Raw genomic sequence first — 16,175 nt, 5'->3', positions numbered from 1 at the left:
TCATCCAAATCAGAATGATTGCAGTGTAAGACTTTCAAGCTCTTTTGGCATCAAGCACCATTTTCCGATCTATGTGAAATAAATAATGTCAGTGCGTATTTAGTATTGACGAGCTGTATTCATTGCTGATTCATCCTAAACGAAAAAATTTCGGCACAAAACTTTCAATCCCTTTTGATATCGGGCACTGTTTTTCGATCTATGTGCTACTATCCTCTCAGCATGGCTACATGACCGTCTTAGACAGAATGTCGTCGTTAACGAGGTTCTTGACTGGAGATCAACCCTCAAATTATCAATATTAGTTTATGCATGTCTTTTTAAAGGTTTGGCTAGGGCAATTTGTCTCAATAATGGGTTCAAAACTTGCCGAGTTTGCGCTGGCGATTTGGGCTTACCAATCCATGGACTCAGTAACCCAAATCGCGACCCTGGTTATTTTGATGTATCTGCCGAATATTGTGATAACACCGCTGACCGGATCCCTGATCGATCGCTGGAACCGTCGCTGGACCATGCTGATCAGTGACTGTCTAGGTGCAACCTGTAGCCTGGTTGCACTGCTACTGGTCTGGTTCGGGCAACTACAGCTTTGGCATATTTACATTGGAGTTCCCATCCTTGCTATCTCCCAAGCCTTAGCAACACCAGCTTACAGTGCTGCGATCGCCCAGCTTGTGCCTAACCAGCACTATGGTCGAGCAAATGGCATGACTGATATTCCTCTGGCAGTGTCTCGAATCTTGACCCCACTGTTGGCCGTAATACTTTTAGAACTGATCCAACTGCAAGGCCTACTCTTGATTGATGTATTTAGCTTTGGGGTGTCGCTGTTCACACTGCTAAGCGTTCGCTTTCCAAAACTTCATCAAAAGAGCCAGCCGTCTCCTGGCATAGGACTCAAACAACTGCTGAGGGAATCAAAGCAGTCTTGGCAATTTATTCGTGCTAAACAGGGTCTATTTCAGCTGTGGAAATACATCATCTGGACCTATTTCACCATTGGTATGTTTGATTTGGCATTTTGGCTTCTGGTTCTCAAACTCGGTTCTGCTCCCAGGTTTGGTCTACTTGTCTCTGCTGCAGGCTGTGGCTATCTCATAGGAAGCTTGGCTATGAGCGTGTGGGGAGGGACAAAACACCGAATTTTTCAGATTTTGATGCTGACAGGCCTCCAGGGAGGTGTTGTTGTTCTGTTAGGGATAGGGGTACAGAAATCCTGGATGTTAGCGGGGCTAGGGGTGAGTCTGTATTTATTTGCGGATCCAATCATCATGGGATCTAGTAAGGCAATTTGGCAGGAACAAGTGCCGCAAGCGCTCCAGGGAAGAGTTTTCTCGCTGCAGCTGATGTTCCAGCGGGGAGCCATGATTCTTGCTTACGCAATTACTGGATTAATGATTGATCAGTTTTTTGATCCGTTGCTCGCATCTCTAGCGGGGACTTACCTCCTACGCAACCATGCCACTAATCCTATGGGAGCAGGCATTAGCGTTTTTTTATTGTTCTTGGGAGTAATAAAAATCGCTGCAGCTATTTTGGCATCTCGCAATAGACAATTGATAAACTTAAACAGTGATCAGAGCTTAGCTCACCAAGCAGCTTCCATTCACTAAACATTCGATATTCTTCAGCCTTCAAATTTTAGCGTAGAAGCGCAACTTCATGCGAATTGCAATTATCACCTCTGGGTTTTTACCCGTCATTGATGGGGTTACCGTCAGCGGAATGCAGAGGCTTCAAAAGCTGAGTCAATGGGGACATCAGGTCTTGCTCTTTTGCCCAGATTACAGCGCTCTAAGCCACATTTATCCAGACTGGGAGAACTACACTGGAGAAATTTTACCCGGGATCAAGGTCATCAGTCTGAGAAGTACTCCCTTTATGGATTTAGATTTTGAGCGCAATGTTTCGTTCTTTGCCTATCGCGATCTAATGGCAGCGCTAACAACCTTCCAACCGGACATCATTCATGTTGATGAGCCAGAAAGACTCTTTCTGGGGTTCTGGCGATCGCCGGGACTGGCCTATGCTAGGGCCCACAATATTCCCTGTGTGAGTTTTTTTAGAACTAATTTTTTAGAATACATTGAGGATTATTTTTCACTCCCAAAACTGGCAGTAAACATAATTATTTCTTTATCTAAGCTTCTAATTATATCTGTTTACAATTCCTACGATAAAACCTTAGTTTCAAGTCGAGTGACTCACCAAAAATTGCTCGACCTAGGAATCAAAAATCTTCAGTATGAAAATCTGCTTGGATTTGAGCCAGGAAATTTCCGAAAATGTAAACCACACCCCTATTTCTTTCGAGAAAAATACAAGATTAAGCAGATTGAGGATAGGATTAAAATAATCTTTCTAGGACGTCTGACTCCTGATAAAGGATGGAGTTTTACACTCCAGGCTTTTAAGTCTCTACAAAACAAAATCGGGCTTGAAAAAATCGCAATTATCATTGCAGGGGAAGGACCAACGCGCCTTGAGATCCAATCTAGTTTGCAGCAACTTCAGATTGAGCCCTATTTCCTTGGAAGGGTCCCACCCGGTGATGTTCCAGAGTTACTCTCCAATTGCGATATCCATGTCACAACTTCAGAAAAAGAAACCCGAGGACTGACCATTTTAGAGGCATTTGCCGCCGCCATCCCAGTTCTCGCCCCTAACCGAGGTGGCGTAACAGAGAACATTGTCCATGGATGGAATGGCTATCTTTACAGACCGGGAGATATGGAAGATTTCTGCCAAAAACTATCGACCCTCATCATAGATGAAGCATTGAGAATAAGTATGGGACAGCGAGGTCGAGAGTCTGTAACCCAATATAGTTGGGAAAAAACTATTCAAAATTTAGTTAATTTTTGGCAGTCCATGATTGCAGAACAACGGCCTAAGAATCCCGATCGATCAGCAGCCCCTATTGTTGAAAAAAATTAAGGTATTGATCGCAGATGTGAGACCATTCATAGGTCTTAAATAGATGTTGATAACAGGCATGACTTAGATGTCCGTAGCCCTGATTTAGAGTAGTGTCAATACAATTTGCGAATTTCTGAGGAGCCAGAGGGTCAACGAGATAGCCATTCACGCCTTCTCGAATAACGTCTCTGATGCCTTCTAAATCCGTAGCGATGACTGGAGTTCTTGCTTCATTAGCTTCCAGAATAACCACCCCAAATCCTTCCATATCACCAGGAACGGGAATATTTGGCATCAGGAATAAATCTGCGGCATCGTAGGCCAGACGCAACAGCGATTGGGGAAGGCGGCCGGGTAAAACAATGTGACTGGATTTTGTCGATCGCTGTTTAGCTTGGGCAATTGCCTTTGCCTCAGGTCCTGTCCCAATGCAAAGATAAATTGCGGGGGTCTGAACTCGGGGAAAAACCTGATCAATGAACCACTGGTGGCCCTTACGACGAATTTGTCGCCCTACACTAATAAGGAGGCGCTGCCCCTCTAGGTCAAGGTCTAGAGCTTGAGCAAGTAATCGCTTGGCCTTATCCGGGTCATAGGAACGATTGGGCTGAAGCATTAAACCATTCGGCACGACAATGCTTTTTTCTGGAGATAGGCCCCTGTCCAAACAAGCAGTCTGAGTTGCCCGAGAGACTGAGATGACGCCATCTAAATTCTGAAATACCTGCCTAACAAGCTGTTGGTAGGGGCCAAAGGGCCATATGACGTCATGCCCGTGGGTCAAAGCAAACATCGGGACCGGGATCGCCCTTCGCCTGAGCGCTGAGATCGATGCCGTTACCATGGAGATAAAAAACACAGCGTCAGCGTTTTCTGCGGTGACAATCTGAGGCAAAGTGCGATATAGCTGGACGAGAAATCGGGCAGTAGGTAGTACCATCCCTGGCTGCGGGGTTGACAAAACCACAGGGTGGACCACCACGTCGGATCGCTGCTGAAGTGTTTGTAGCACTTGCGAACTGACAGTTTGGGTACCGCCAATGTTATCTGTTGGGGCATCTAGAGGAGGGTGAAGATGCGAAACGTAAATTATTTTCATGAAGTCTTCCAGGATGATGCTCAAGGGGCAATTCTAAGGACTGGCAACGCTGAATGGAAGGCTTACGGAATTCCCTTGGTCTCAACAGAACATCAAAAAAATTTATATGAAGATCAAATCGCTGACAGACAACTTTGCTGAGAGACGAGTTCAAGGGGGAAAAGCCCGACGAGTTGCCCGCGCCACCAGGCGATCGCAATAGTTCTGAAGGAGCGGCGCAATTAAGCTGTGCAATCGTTCCAGCAAAGTCATTTCCCAGCCTGGCGTAATGGTAAACACCTGACGATCAATCCCTGCAACAATAGTGGCCGCCACCGCCTCTGGCGTCCAAGTTTGGGCGGTGGCCGTAATCATTTGCGTCGCTAAAGGCTTGGTTAACTGCTCTGCTGCCAGCTGAGGAGTGTCGGTATCCGGGGGATAAACAATAGAAACCCGCAAGCCGAGGGGCTGCAGCTCACCCCGTAGCGATTCCGCTAAACCCCTTAGGGCAAATTTACTCGCGCTATAGGGAGAATATCCGTAGAAACCAACTAATCCAGCCCCAGAAGCAATGAAAACAACATGACCTTCCCCTTGAGCTTGCATCGCTGGCAAGGCGGCCTTCAAGCTATACAACGAACCAAAATAGTTAGTCGCCATAGTTTGCTCAAAAACCGCCAGAGGAAGATCCTGAAATAATCCTGGACGGGCAACACCGGCTGAGAGAATCAGCCAGTTGGGAGAACCGTGGATTTGAATGGCCTGGGCGATCGCGGCTGAGATCTGCTCCTCGACCGAGACATCGGCGGTTAGAATTAATATCTGCTGATCGTTGTCCTCCTTACCCATCTCTAGCTCAGACTTCGCTTGCAACAGTACCGCTGATCTGCGTGCAATCAAGGTAATGTGGGCGTTTCGTTGGAGAAACTGTCGGGCGATCGCCTTGCCAATACCGCTAGATCCACCGGTAATAATCGCGTGAGGACGAGGAACAGACATCAATCTAATCCTGCGACTGGACCAGCTCAGAGCTCATCCGCGATCGCCTCCAATAGGGCAGCCGCCCTTGAAACGACTCCGGCGCGGGCTGGCCTATCTCCTTCACCAAAATTGCCACGGTGGAGCGAATTCGGGCATCGGAATGAGCGCTGCCTAGGGGTTTCCCTTGGCAAGCGGCATTATAGGCAACAGACGCGAAGATCATCAAGATCATCGGTTGCCCGTTAATGACCCACCGACAGAGCTGCTGCGAAAGCTGAAGCGCCCAACAGGGATCCCCAATCAGGGTTGAAACAGCTGCGTTTGCCGGGATCATTCCCACACGATGGACCGGACCTAGCGATAGATAAGCTTGACCTCCAGCACTAGAGCCCCAGCAGATAGCAAAGAACTTACTCAAAATCCCCATCCATACCTGCACGATCCACAATGACTCATGAAAAAGATTTAGGAATTTCATAAAAGTTCACAGAAGCGTTTTGTTGATACAAATATCGAACAAAAACTAGCTGCACTGGGTCCTAACCAAGGCGAAGACACCTCTACTAGACCATATTTTCTAGAAGAGTGGAAAAGAGACTCCTAGTCCAAAGGCCGGGTCATTTCCTTCCCTGACTCGAAGTTGTTGGAACGCAGAAGATCCGACCCGATTGGTCACAAAAAGCTCCAAACTAGGCCTTGCCAGCTTATCTTTAAAGTTAATTCCAAAAATCTCAGACGGTTGCCAGCGAACCCCAAAACTCCAGGGAATTCGATCGACAAGGCGATTGCCAATGAAGGCGTTTCCGTCACCGCCGAAGGTTGCACCCACCTCCGCCAGGAGGCTCACATCTTGGAAAACCCCAACAGAGGCACCCGCATTGACTCCCGCAAAGGTTAACCCACTTCGCTGCACGAACCCAACGGTAGGCGTTGCCCAAACCGCCGTATTTTTGCTGAATTGATATTGGGCTGGAATCGATGCAGTTACTACATAAAGCCCATCGCCTTCACTTAATCTCCCTCCAAAAAGAAAGGGGATAGACTTGTCCGTGCCTTGGTTGGCAAAGGCTTGAGCATTGTTATCTCGAATGTTAATGATGGGTTCGTTTCCAACCCCTAAACTGGCCGCAACGCTGAGGGTCAACGGAGCACCATCCGCTTGATTTAAGAATCTAAATTTAGCGTTGACTCCCTGCTCTGACTCATCAACGTTACCGAAGACATAATCTAAATAAGCGCTCAATTCAAGGTCACGAACAGCTCCAATTCGTAAGGCGGTCATAATCCCTTGGGTCCCGCCCTGAATCTGAGCTAATATTTTTCCTTCCGGGACAGTTCCACCATCGAAAAAGCCAAACCCATCGGTGGTAAGAGGAGTATCAGACTTGTAAACCTGGCCATCAAAACTGTTGGGGTAGTTTTTGCGGTTAGCTCCAAGCGTAGGAAGAGTCACAAAGCCAAAGCCAAACCCAACATTATCCCGGTCTGCGGTCAGCGATACCGGCCCAAAACTTCCGAAGGTGTTAGTGGCAAAAATATTAACCCCCAGTCTCGGGTTCAGGAGATAACGGGCTCCAGCATTGAAGGCCGGTGTTTTAGCGGGCAACCCCGTGGTTGAGTTGATGCTGTTGTTCCCAACAAAGGGGTAGAAGACATCTCCCCAAAGCAGCAACCGGGGGTGTACCAGATAAGAAATTGCGCCAGTTAGTCCCACTGTTGTCCCAAAGGATCCAGAGTTTGGCTGAGGCAGGGTATGGAGAAACAAGGCGCTGTCCGATGGGAAAAAAGCTGCCGTGGGCGAAAGTGTTAAATTCAGTCGCTCACTGACGGTTGCGGTAACAGGAAACGCCAGGCTGGGAACAATGCTATTCCCCTCCGCAGTTTGGTTCGTGCCCCCCCAGCCAAAGCTGGGTTCAGTGAGCCCTGCTAAGGAGGCAGCACCGCTAACTGCCAAAGTTTTTGAGTCGTTTTCCCAGATCTTTTGCTTAAACTCAATCGCAACATCCCACGTCGGTTTCTCATCAATTAAGAAGGGATCAAACGCCCCTTGACGCTCCAGCGAGCCCGCGTCAAAGTTGTAGAAAGCCAAACCCAACTCTGAGCTGTTCGTGATGCCCCAGCGCACACCTACGCCTGGCCAAAATGGCGTTCCTTCATCTGACCCCCGAACATCTAGATTATTGATGTCAAAGAGCCGCACATTTGCATCGATTAAAAAGTCACCTTTTCTCAGGTGCTGCGCTGTCGGACGCTGAAAAGGGATGCTTGCCAGCGGACTTTCGCTAGCCTGAAAGTTTGTTGAAAAATTAGACCCTGGGCTGGAGTCGCTGAGAGCCAAGTCTGAGGAAGGACTTTCCAACGAGTCTGACTGACTGTTGACTTCTGAAACCCTGTTAACTTCTGAAACCTCTGAGGTTTGAGCCACAGTCTGGTCCGGATCGGGCAAAATTGCATTGGTGGTATCGGCTCCGCCCAGTTGAGTCTGAGAGAGATCCACCTGGGTGAGATTGGCTTCGATTAACTTGGCATAGCGTAGATTGGTTTTAATCAGAGAAGCCCCCGTCAGATTTGCCCCGGACAGGTCTGCATCACTGAGATTGGCATTATCCGCCTGCACTCCGGTTAAATTTGCCTGGTTGAAATTACTGTAGGCTGCATCGCTGCCGTTGAGTTGACTGTCCTGCAGGTTTGCACCGGCTAGGTTTGCACCTCTGAGATTGCTTTCAGATAATGTTGCCCCCGTCAAATTTGCGCCCTGGAACTGCGTCAGGTAGAGGTTTGCCCCCGTCAAATTTGCACCCGAGAGATCAGCATTACTCAGATTGGCATTGCTCAGATTGGCATTGTTCAGATCAACCCCCCTTAAATCTTGCCCCCTTAAGTCTTGATTACTGAAGTCGCAGGCTTGACAAGATCGCAGGGTTAATAAGGTCTGTAATGCCGGAGAAGCTGACTGGGCTTGAGCAGCCTGATCAAGCCATAGAACCCCAGCGGCCATCGCCACCACAGAAACCGCGCCTGCCTTGGACCAAACTCCCATGAAAGGACCCTCCTCAATGACCCTAAACTCCTGGGCTACGATTGAACGCCATCGTCCCCAGGGAAAAAAGCACCACCACCTCTCCCCCGCAGGAGAGATGTGAATACTTTTCACTTTGTAAATGGGATTTGTCAAATAATTGTCATAGGAATTCAATCCTGAGCGGCTTCCCAATTGAATTGCCCCCCAATTACCCCCCAATTACCCCTGATGTCTAGCAGGAAGTGACGACTGACTGCGATAATGGAAAGGTTTTCCTTTTTTTATTCAGTCGACGATTACATCATGCGTACCCACTATTGCGGAGAAGTTCGTACGGAAGACTTAGACCAGAGGGTGGTTCTAAATGGTTGGGTCGACCGTCGCCGCGATCATGGAGGCGTTATTTTTATTGATCTGCGCGATCGCACCGGGATCATCCAAATTGTCAGCGATCCCGAACGCACCCCCAAGACCTATCCCCTGGCTGAATCCCTGCGGAACGAATACGTGATTCAGGTGGAGGGGCGGGTCACTAAGCGCCCGGCAGAGTCCTTGAATCCAAAGCTACCCACGGGCACCATCGAAATCTACGCCGAACGCATTGAGGTGCTCAACCCGGTGCATCAGCAGCTGCCGTTTCAGGTCTCTAAGACTGATACCGACGGCGTGCGCGAGGAGCTACGGCTGAAATACCGCTATCTGGATCTACGCCGCGATCGCATGCAGGCCAACCTGAAGCTGCGCCATGAAGTGGTCAAAACCATTCGTCGCTATCTAGAGGATCAGGAAAACTTTCTGGAAATTGAAACCCCTGTGCTGACACGATCCACCCCGGAAGGGGCCAGGGATTTTCTGGTGCCCAGTCGCGTCAACCCAGGCGAGTGGTTTGCGCTGCCCCAGTCGCCCCAGTTGTTCAAGCAACTGCTGATGATTAGCGGCTACGACCGCTACTACCAAATTGCCCGCTGCTTCCGGGATGAGGATCTACGGGCCGATCGCCAGCCAGAATTTACCCAGCTGGATATGGAGATGAGCTTCATGTCCCAGGATGAGATCATGGACCTAAACGAAGGTCTGATGCGGCAGGTATTCAAGGTGATTAGGGGCATCGATTTGCCCCATCCTATTCCGCGCATGACCTACCAGGAGGCCATGGATCAATACGGCACCGATCGCCCGGATACACGGTTTTCCATGAAGCTGGTGAATGTGTCTGATCTGTTCAAAGACTGCGGATTTAAGGTTTTTTCTGGGGCGATCGCCCAGGGGGGAGCTGTGAAGGTGCTGCCGGTGCCCGGCGGCAATGCCAAGGTTTCCAACGTGCGCATCAAGCCCGGCGGCGATCTATTTCGGGAGGCCAGCGAAGCCGGAGCCCGAGGACTGGCCTACATCCGCGTCCGAGAAAATGGCGACCTGGACACCATTGGGGCCATTAAGGAGAACCTCACCCCAGAGATTACCCAGGAGTTGCTGGCCCGCACTCAGGCCCAGGCAGGGGATCTGCTGCTGTTTGGGGCAGGCGCCACCAACATTGTGAATGCTTCGCTCTCACGACTGCGACTGGTGCTCGGAGAAGAGTTGGGGCTGATTGATCCGCAGCACTCCAGTATCCTTTGGGTCACGGATTTTCCGATGTTTGAGTGGAATGCGGAGGAGCAGCGCTTGGAGGCGCTACATCACCCCTTTACCGCACCGAAACCTGAGGATTTGGCTGACCTCAAAACAGCCCGATCCCAGGCCTACGACTTGGTCTACAACGGGCTAGAAATTGGTGGCGGTAGCGTGCGCATCCACCAGCCGCAGGTGCAAAAGCAGGTGTTTAGCACCATTGGCCTCTCGGAGGCAGAAGCACACAACAAGTTTGGCTTTTTAGTCGAGGCCTTCAACTATGGCGCGCCACCCCACGGCGGGATTGCCTATGGTCTGGATCGGCTGGTGATGATTTTGGCCGATGAAGAATCTATCCGCGACACCATCGCCTTTCCCAAGACCCAGCAGGCGCGCTGTTTGCTGACGGGGGCACCGGCTAAGGTGGACGATCGCCAGCTTAAGGAGCTGGAAGTTGTCTCCACCTATGTGGCGGATCAGGAGAGTCCCGAGCAAGGTCTTTAGGGACACGGGGCCGTTTTACTACCGCTAAAAAAACTGGCGAAAGTCTTCATCGTTCCGACTTAAGCGGGTCAGCTGCGCCCCCAGTTCCAAGAGGCGATCGCAGAGCTTGGCGCAGGCAGGACGTTCGGTGGCGTAATGTCCGGCATCCACCAGGACTAAGTTGCGATCGCGGCTCTCTTGAAACTGGTGAAACTTACAGTCGCTGGTCAGATAAACCTGGGCGCCAGTCTGCACCACGGCAGCAATATAGCTCGCGCCTGACCCACCGAGCACCGCAACGCGATCAATGCTTTGCTCTAAATTTTCATAGGGGGAATAGATCAGACGCGGAGGGGTGAGTTTTTCGTCAATGAGGGTGAGCAAGCGGGCCAAGGTCATGGTTTGGGGCAGTTGACCCACCCGACCATACCCCAGTCCTGCCTGGGTTTCTTGGATGGGGGTGACCTGTTGCAAGTTCAAGAGTTGGGCCAAGACATCGGCGGTGCCGTCAGCCACCTGGTCAAAGTTCGTGTGGGCGCTGTAGAGACCAATGTTGTGCCCATAGGCCAGATGCGCCATTTTCCCAATGGGATCATCCATTCGCAAGGAGGACACCCCACCAAAGATGAGGGGATGGTGGGCAAAAATCAGGTTAATCGGGATGCCTTGGGCTTTGAGGGCGATCGCTTCTGCCATCACCGCTAAGGTGGGGGTCAAACAGACTAAAATGCGCGGTGGCGCGGCTAGAATATCCGGCTGGATCTGCCAACCACAGTTATCCCAGGACTCCTGCCACTGCGGGTTGGCCCAGGTTTCAAAGCGCGCAATTAAGGCCTGAATGCTGATCCCCATGGTGTTTTTGTTAGTTTTGCTCTGTTCGGTTTTGCTCTGTTCGGTTTTGCTATGTACAAACGCTATCACGAGTATCTCATCCGCGATTGGACTCCCGGCGATCGCGCGGCGGCGGCTGATCTGATTGGCCGGGTGCTGGCGGAATATCATCTGGGCTGGGAACCGCAGGGGGCTGACCAGGATGTGGTCCAGGTGGAACAGGCTTACCACGCCGCGAACGGGCAGTTTTGGGTGGTGGAGCGATCCAGCCAGCTGGTGGGCACTGCGGCTTTTTTGCCCTTGGGCCAGGGAAAGCAACGGGTAGAAATTCGCAAGATGTATCTTGAGACAACGGCCCGTGGCCAGGGACTGGGGCAATTTTTACTGACCCAACTGGAGACGGAAATTCAGCAGGCAGGCTATCACTCTATTTTGGTGGAAACGGCTTCGGTGTTGCAGGAAGCCGTGGCGCTATACGAGAAAAACGGATACCAGCCCTACGACCAGGTGGAAACGCAACGGTGCGATCGCGCTTATGTGAAATATCTTTGAAAATTGGGCGAACTGGAGCGGGTAAACTGTTGGTGGGCGTTTTTTGGGACTTCATCTGGGGGCTGATGGGCTTGGGGATGAGGGATTTTGCTGGGGTTGATGTTGTGTGTCGGCGGCTGTGGTGGGTTTATGTTTGAGCAGACCTTTAAAAATATTGATGATGTCCTCTGGAAGGAGGCGGGTTGCACGACGGAGCTGGACTATACGGAGCAAACGTCGTGGCTGTTGTTTTTAAAGTATCTGGATGATTTGGAGCAGGAACGGTGGATGGCGGCGGCGCTGATGGGTAAGGCGTATACGTTTTTGCTGGATGAACCCTATCGTTGGTCGAGTTGGGCGGCTCCGAAGGATGCTGAGGGCGAGCTAGATCATGACCATGCGCTGACGGGGGATGATTTGATTGAGTTTGTGAATGGGGACTTGTTTCCCTATTTGCAGGGGTTCAAGGCGCGGGCGAGTAGTCCTAATACGATTGAGTACAAGATTGGGGAAATTTTTGGCGAGATTAAGAACAAGTTCCAGAGTGGGTATAGCTTACGCGATGCGTTGGAATATGTGGATGAGCTGCGGTTTGGTTCTCAGGAGGAGAAGCACGAGCTGTCTCATTTGTATGAGGCGAAGATCAAGAATATGGGGAATGCGGGGCGCAATGGCGGGGAGTATTACACGCCGCGTCCTTTGATTCGGGCGATGATTGCGGTGGTTCAGCCGCAGTTGGGGGAGCGGATTTATGATGGGGCTTGCGGGTCGGCGGGCTTTTTATGCGAGGCCTATGAGTTTTTGCGACGGGGTCAGTTAACGACGCGGCAGCTTGAGGAATTACAGACTCAAACCTTTACGGGCAAGGAGAAGAAGAGTCTGGCCTATGTGATCGGCATTATGAACATGATTTTGCATGGGATTGATGCGCCGAATATTATCCACACGAATACGCTGGCGGAAAATTTGAGCGATGTGCAGGATAAGCACCGCTTTGATGTGATTTTGGCGAATCCGCCGTTTGGGGGCAAGGAGCGCAAGGAGGTTCAGCAAAATTTTCCGATTAAGACGGGGGAGACGGCGTTTCTGTTTTTGCAGCATTTTATCAAGCTGCTGAGGCGGGGAGGCCGTGGGGCGGTGGTGATTAAGAATACGTTTTTGTCGAATTCGGATAATGCCTCGCGGGCGCTGCGGCGGGAGTTATTGAGCAGTTGCAATTTGCATACGGTGTTGGATTGCCCTGGGGGGACGTTTATTGGGGCTGGGGTGAAGACGGTGGTGTTGTTTTTTGAGAAGGGCACACCGACTCAGAAGGTTTGGTTTTATCAGCTTGATCCGGGACGGAGTTTGGGCAAGACGAATCCGCTGAATGATGAGGATTTGCGGGAGTTTGTGGAGTTTCAGGCAAGTTTTAAGGAGTCGGAGCGGTCTTGGCTGTTGGATGTGGCGGAGGTTGACCCGGAGTCGTTTGATTTGTCGGTGAAAAATCCGAATGCACCGGAGGAGGAGCCTTTGCGAGATCCGAGGGAGATTTTGGCGGAGATTGCGGCGTTGGATGCGGAGAGTGCGGAGATTTTGGCGGGGATTGGGGGGATGCTGTGAACCTACCCATTCAAGCTGAGCTTGGCGAAGCCTGCTTTCCATCCTTCGACAAGCTCAGGATGATCGGATGTATTCCCATGCGGGCTCAGCTTGGCGAAGCCTGCTTTCCATTCTTCGACAAGCTCAGGATGATCGGATGTATTCCCATGTGGGCTCAGCTTGGCGAAGCCTTTTTTTCATCTTTCAAAAAGCTCAAGATAACCAGACGTATTACCGTTCAGGCTGAGCTTGTCGAAGCCGTCACCGCTGTGGAGGGCTGAAATTATGGCATTTTGGGTCTACATTCTGCGCTGTGTGGATAACAGCTATTACACAGGACACACCGACAATCTCGAAAGGCGACTCGCTGAGCATACGACTGGGGCTATTCCCACCAGCTACACCTACAAGCGGCGACCTGTAGAGCTGGTTTTCTCTCAAGAATTTGCGACGAGGGAGGAAGCACTTGCCTCAGAGCGACAAATTAAGGGTTGGAGCCGAAGAAAAAAGGAAGCCATGATGCGTGGCGATTGGTCTGAGGTGTCCCGTTTAGCCCAATCTAAAACCGTTCGTGCCGAGCCAACTCCCGTTCGCGCTGAGCCACCCCCCGTTCGGGCCGAGCCAACTCCCGTTTGGACTGAGCCACCCCCCGTTCGCGCTGAGCCAGTCGAAGCCCAACCACCCTTCGACGGTTCGACTATTCGACAAGCTCATAGCTCACAGCTCAGGGCTAACAGAGGGAAGGAGTGATGCCTTTATCCGACAGGGAGAGTGTGGAAATTTTCTGGGATTGGGGGAATTACAGTTGATGCAGCAGTTTTATTGTGAGTATAAGGATAGGCCAAATCTGCAACCAGTGGTTGCAGAAATTAGCACGACCAAAAACCTGTTGATGATGACTCGTTAATTGTAAGGAGAAGGGGCTGTGAGACAAATCAAAATTATTGTGGAGAAGCACTCTGATGGTTATGTTGCTTACCCTCTAGGGATTCAGGGTGTTGTGGTTGGAGAGGGCGACACCTATGAAGATGCGCTCAAGGATGTGCGATCGGCGATTCAATTTCATATTGAAACCTTTGGAGAATCAGTGTTGGAGTCGGAGTCTACTGTGCTGGAAGCGTTTGTGGCTGAGGCCAATGTGTAATGGCAAAGTTTCCAATGGATGCGCCGAAGGCCAAGGTGTTGAAGGTTCTGCGAGAGTTTGGATTTGAAGTTGTTAGGGAAAAGGAGCATATTTCAATGATTCGAGAAAATCCTGATGGTACGAGGACTCCGTTAACTCTGCCAACGTACAAGTGCTTCATAAGGATCTACGCTCAGGAGCATTTGCACTCAGTCGGGTATCTCGCGGGATGATTTTATTTCGGCTTATGAACAGGTGTAGAGAGCCCGTCCAGCCCAGAAGAACTTGCTGAGCGGTTGAATTTATGGGAAGAAAACGATGATGCGTCGTAGTCAGTGGGCAAATTCAAGCCATAACCCGCAGGTGATTTTGGAGGAGAGTGCGGCGTTGGCTTTAGAGAGTGCAAGGATTTTGGGTAGTTGGTCAGTGCAATAAGAATTGTTAATGAGAATACCTGAAACGCTGTTCTTGCAATAGCTTAAGCAGAATGAGCACGACTGATGAATGCCCAAACGCCGTTTCCAACGAAGGCGCTCCTGAGGAAAAAGGAGCCGCCTATTGGTATGAGCAATATCGGCAACAGCGAGAGGAGAATGAGCGGCTTCGCACGCAGATCAATCAGATGGCAGTCGAGATTGAACAGCTCAAAGAGACGCTGAAAAAACTGACCAATCGCAATAGTCGCAATAGCTCACAACCACCATCAGCAGATGCTCACAAGAAGCCCGGCAAGGCTATCAAACGGCGGAAAAAGAAGCAAGGGCCGAAATATGGGCATCCCGGAACGACTCGGAATGGCTTTGAGCGTATTGATCAGTGTATAGAACTGGGACTGGAGCTGTGTCCGGTGTGTGGGAAGCCGTTGGCGCAGGTTGATGACGCCCCTTTGCGTCGCCATCAAATCGCGGAACTGGTGAGTCAACCGGTGGAAGTAACGGAGTACGTTCGACCCGCCTATCAGTGCCCGGAATGCGACTGGAAAGGCTATGCAGAGTTGCCTGTGGGATGTCGTGAAGACTTTAGCTACGGCGGGATGCTGAGCAGTGTGGTGGGCTGGCTAGGCTATGGCGGTCACTTGAGTTGGCTGAAGCAACGCTATCTGGTCGAAACGGTCTTTGGCATTCCCCTGTCGCAGGGCAGTTTAGCCAAAATGCATCAATGGTTTTGCGAGAGCCTGTATCCCAGTTATGAACGATGGTGGCAGTACATCCAATCGCCTGGGGTGCGCTGCGTGGATGAAACCAGCTATCGTCTGGATGGGGTGAACTACTGGATGTGGGTCGCCACCTCAGAGACGGTATGTGTGCTGTTTTTAGCCCCAACGCGCAGTTCTAAGGAAGTCAAGTCGCTCTTGGGAGATGACTTTTCGGGGATTCTCAGCAGTGATTGCTGGAGTGCGTATGGCCTTCAAGAGGCTGCGTACAAACAGAAATGCCTAGCCCATATTGAGCGGGAATTGGTTTCTCTAGCCAGCTCTCGGTTTGCCGCAAATCGCTATTTTGCTCAGCAGGTTTTCATCATTCTCCATAGCGCTCGCCAAGCCTACCAGCAATATCATGACGGTGAAATCAGTTGGTCTCAGCTAGCGACCTTTCGAGTCGTTGTGGAGGCGGAATTGGCTCATGTACTCGACCATCCGCTAGAGCGCAGGTGGCCAACCGATGCTCAGAAGCTGGCCCAGCGGTTTGAACGCCATTGGGACGAGTGGTTTACCTTTCTGTCGCATCCCGAGGTCAAGCCGGATAACAATGACGCAGAACGAGCCTTGCGTCCAGTCGTGGTGCACCGCAAAGTCAGTGGTGGGGCTCGCAGTCATTGGGGTGGACAGCTTGTCGCCATGATGTTCAGCTTTCTGGAAACGATGCGATTGCAAGGAAAAAATGCGGTTCAAGAATTGTTCAATCTTCTATCCAGCAGTGGATTGCCTCCTCCTGAACCGTAACCGTCCCAGCGGCTTACGCAGCCATCGGGGTTTCAAGGTTACCCAACGGCTGAGGCACGAGTGATGGAGCCTC

The 16,175-nt window shown here is 50.9% G+C and carries 14 protein-coding genes and 2 pseudogenes; 10 read left to right on the top strand and 6 right to left on the bottom strand.

Annotated elements, in window-relative coordinates; genetic code table 11:
* Positions 1-308: 308 nt before the first annotated feature.
* Together QQ91_RS17500 and QQ91_RS17495 are read left to right on the top strand one after the other, a co-directional pair.
* A complete protein-coding gene (locus tag QQ91_RS17500; protein WP_166283318.1) occupies positions 309-1,616 on the top strand; it encodes an MFS transporter in 1,308 nt (435 codons plus the stop codon).
* Positions 1,617-1,665: 49 nt separating this feature from the next.
* Positions 1,666-2,940, top strand: coding sequence for a glycosyltransferase (locus QQ91_RS17495; protein WP_166283316.1), 1,275 nt, complete (start codon positions 1,666-1,668; stop codon positions 2,938-2,940).
* Here QQ91_RS17495 and QQ91_RS17490 read toward each other — a convergent pair.
* From QQ91_RS17490 to QQ91_RS17475, 4 genes are all read right to left on the bottom strand, one after another.
* On the bottom strand, positions 2,921-4,021 hold the full coding sequence (locus QQ91_RS17490; RefSeq protein ID WP_166283314.1) for a glycosyltransferase family 4 protein: 1,101 nt from the start codon (positions 4,019-4,021) through the stop codon (positions 2,921-2,923). The two genes, QQ91_RS17495 and QQ91_RS17490, sit on opposite strands and share 20 nt — an antisense overlap.
* A gap of 150 nt (positions 4,022-4,171) precedes the next feature.
* Positions 4,172-4,999 (bottom strand): SDR family oxidoreductase, encoded by an 828-nt coding sequence (locus tag QQ91_RS17485; RefSeq protein ID WP_166283312.1) that lies wholly within the window; start codon positions 4,997-4,999, stop codon positions 4,172-4,174.
* A gap of 4 nt (positions 5,000-5,003) precedes the next feature.
* Positions 5,004-5,399, bottom strand: coding sequence for a hypothetical protein (locus QQ91_RS17480; protein ID WP_166283310.1), 396 nt, complete (start codon positions 5,397-5,399; stop codon positions 5,004-5,006).
* 159 nt (positions 5,400-5,558) lie between these two features.
* On the bottom strand, positions 5,559-8,021 hold the full coding sequence (locus QQ91_RS17475) for a pentapeptide repeat-containing protein (RefSeq protein ID WP_166283308.1): 2,463 nt from the start codon (positions 8,019-8,021) through the stop codon (positions 5,559-5,561).
* Positions 8,022-8,306: 285 nt separating this feature from the next.
* On the opposite strand from QQ91_RS17475, the gene aspS reads away from it, so the two are divergent.
* Positions 8,307-10,115 (top strand): aspartate--tRNA ligase, encoded by a 1,809-nt coding sequence (gene aspS / locus QQ91_RS17470; RefSeq protein WP_166283306.1) that lies wholly within the window; start codon positions 8,307-8,309, stop codon positions 10,113-10,115.
* Positions 10,116-10,139: 24 nt separating this feature from the next.
* On the opposite strand, the gene QQ91_RS17465 is transcribed toward aspS, so the two are convergent.
* Positions 10,140-10,940, bottom strand: coding sequence for a Nif3-like dinuclear metal center hexameric protein (locus QQ91_RS17465; protein ID WP_166283320.1), 801 nt, complete (start codon positions 10,938-10,940; stop codon positions 10,140-10,142).
* A 57-nt stretch (positions 10,941-10,997) separates the two neighbouring features.
* Here QQ91_RS17465 and QQ91_RS17460 point away from each other — a divergent pair, with 57 nt between their 5' ends.
* The 4 genes and pseudogenes from QQ91_RS17460 to QQ91_RS17445 form a co-directional block, all read left to right on the top strand.
* Complete coding sequence (locus tag QQ91_RS17460; RefSeq protein WP_166283304.1) at positions 10,998-11,477, top strand: GNAT family N-acetyltransferase; 480 nt, start codon at positions 10,998-11,000, stop codon at positions 11,475-11,477.
* A 129-nt stretch (positions 11,478-11,606) separates the two neighbouring features.
* Positions 11,607-13,058: a class I SAM-dependent DNA methyltransferase gene (locus QQ91_RS17455; protein ID WP_166283302.1), complete on the top strand. Its 1,452-nt coding sequence runs from the start codon at positions 11,607-11,609 to the stop codon at positions 13,056-13,058.
* The gene (locus tag QQ91_RS17450) at positions 13,055-13,318 is read left to right on the top strand and encodes a hypothetical protein (RefSeq protein ID WP_166283300.1); all 264 of its coding nucleotides are present in this window, start codon (positions 13,055-13,057) and stop codon (positions 13,316-13,318) included. The genes QQ91_RS17455 and QQ91_RS17450 overlap by 4 nt, the downstream gene beginning before the upstream one ends.
* A 4-nt stretch (positions 13,319-13,322) precedes the next feature.
* Positions 13,323-13,535, top strand: a pseudogene (locus tag QQ91_RS17445) (GIY-YIG nuclease family protein); the annotation flags it as partial.
* A gap of 61 nt (positions 13,536-13,596) precedes the next feature.
* Here the strand turns inward: QQ91_RS17445 and QQ91_RS21695 are convergent.
* Positions 13,597-13,719 carry a hypothetical protein gene (locus tag QQ91_RS21695; protein WP_284707183.1) on the bottom strand — a complete coding sequence of 41 codons (123 nt, stop codon included), beginning with the start codon at positions 13,717-13,719 and terminating at the stop codon, positions 13,597-13,599.
* A 243-nt stretch (positions 13,720-13,962) separates the two neighbouring features.
* On the opposite strand from QQ91_RS21695, the gene QQ91_RS17440 reads away from it, so the two are divergent.
* The 3 genes and pseudogenes from QQ91_RS17440 to tnpC all read left to right on the top strand — a co-directional run bounded on the left by QQ91_RS17440 (position 13,963) and on the right by tnpC (position 16,102).
* Positions 13,963-14,181, top strand: coding sequence for a type II toxin-antitoxin system HicB family antitoxin (locus QQ91_RS17440; protein WP_166283296.1), 219 nt, complete (start codon positions 13,963-13,965; stop codon positions 14,179-14,181).
* Positions 14,181-14,421, top strand: a pseudogene (locus QQ91_RS17435) (type II toxin-antitoxin system HicA family toxin). The gene QQ91_RS17440 and the pseudogene QQ91_RS17435 overlap by 1 nt, the downstream one beginning before the upstream one ends.
* Before the next feature lie 226 nt (positions 14,422-14,647).
* Positions 14,648-16,102, top strand: a complete 1,455-nt coding sequence (gene tnpC, locus QQ91_RS17430) for an IS66 family transposase (RefSeq protein ID WP_166283294.1) — start codon at positions 14,648-14,650, stop codon at positions 16,100-16,102.
* Positions 16,103-16,175: the final 73 nt, after the last annotated feature.

The organism is Lyngbya confervoides BDU141951, from assembly GCF_000817775.3.
GTDB lineage: Bacteria > Cyanobacteriota > Cyanobacteriia > Thermosynechococcales > Thermosynechococcaceae > Lyngbya > Lyngbya confervoides.
The sequence above is the reverse complement of the archived record's forward strand: the minus strand, read 5'-3'. Positions and strand labels throughout refer to the sequence as shown.

Coding starts and splice junctions, on each gene's coding strand:
- QQ91_RS17500 (WP_166283318.1), top strand. CDS start 309: ATGCATGTCTTTTTAAAGGTTTGGCTAGGGCAATTTGTCTCAATAATG.
- QQ91_RS17495 (WP_166283316.1), top strand. CDS start 1,666: ATGCGAATTGCAATTATCACCTCTGGGTTTTTACCCGTCATTGATGGG.
- QQ91_RS17490 (WP_166283314.1), bottom strand. CDS start 4,021: ATGAAAATAATTTACGTTTCGCATCTTCACCCTCCTCTAGATGCCCCA.
- QQ91_RS17485 (WP_166283312.1), bottom strand. CDS start 4,999: ATGTCTGTTCCTCGTCCTCACGCGATTATTACCGGTGGATCTAGCGGT.
- QQ91_RS17475 (WP_166283308.1), bottom strand. CDS start 8,021: ATGGGAGTTTGGTCCAAGGCAGGCGCGGTTTCTGTGGTGGCGATGGCC.
- aspS (WP_166283306.1), top strand. CDS start 8,307: ATGCGTACCCACTATTGCGGAGAAGTTCGTACGGAAGACTTAGACCAG.
- QQ91_RS17460 (WP_166283304.1), top strand. CDS start 10,998: ATGTACAAACGCTATCACGAGTATCTCATCCGCGATTGGACTCCCGGC.
- QQ91_RS17455 (WP_166283302.1), top strand. CDS start 11,607: ATGTTTGAGCAGACCTTTAAAAATATTGATGATGTCCTCTGGAAGGAG.
- tnpC (WP_166283294.1), top strand. CDS start 14,648: ATGAGCACGACTGATGAATGCCCAAACGCCGTTTCCAACGAAGGCGCT.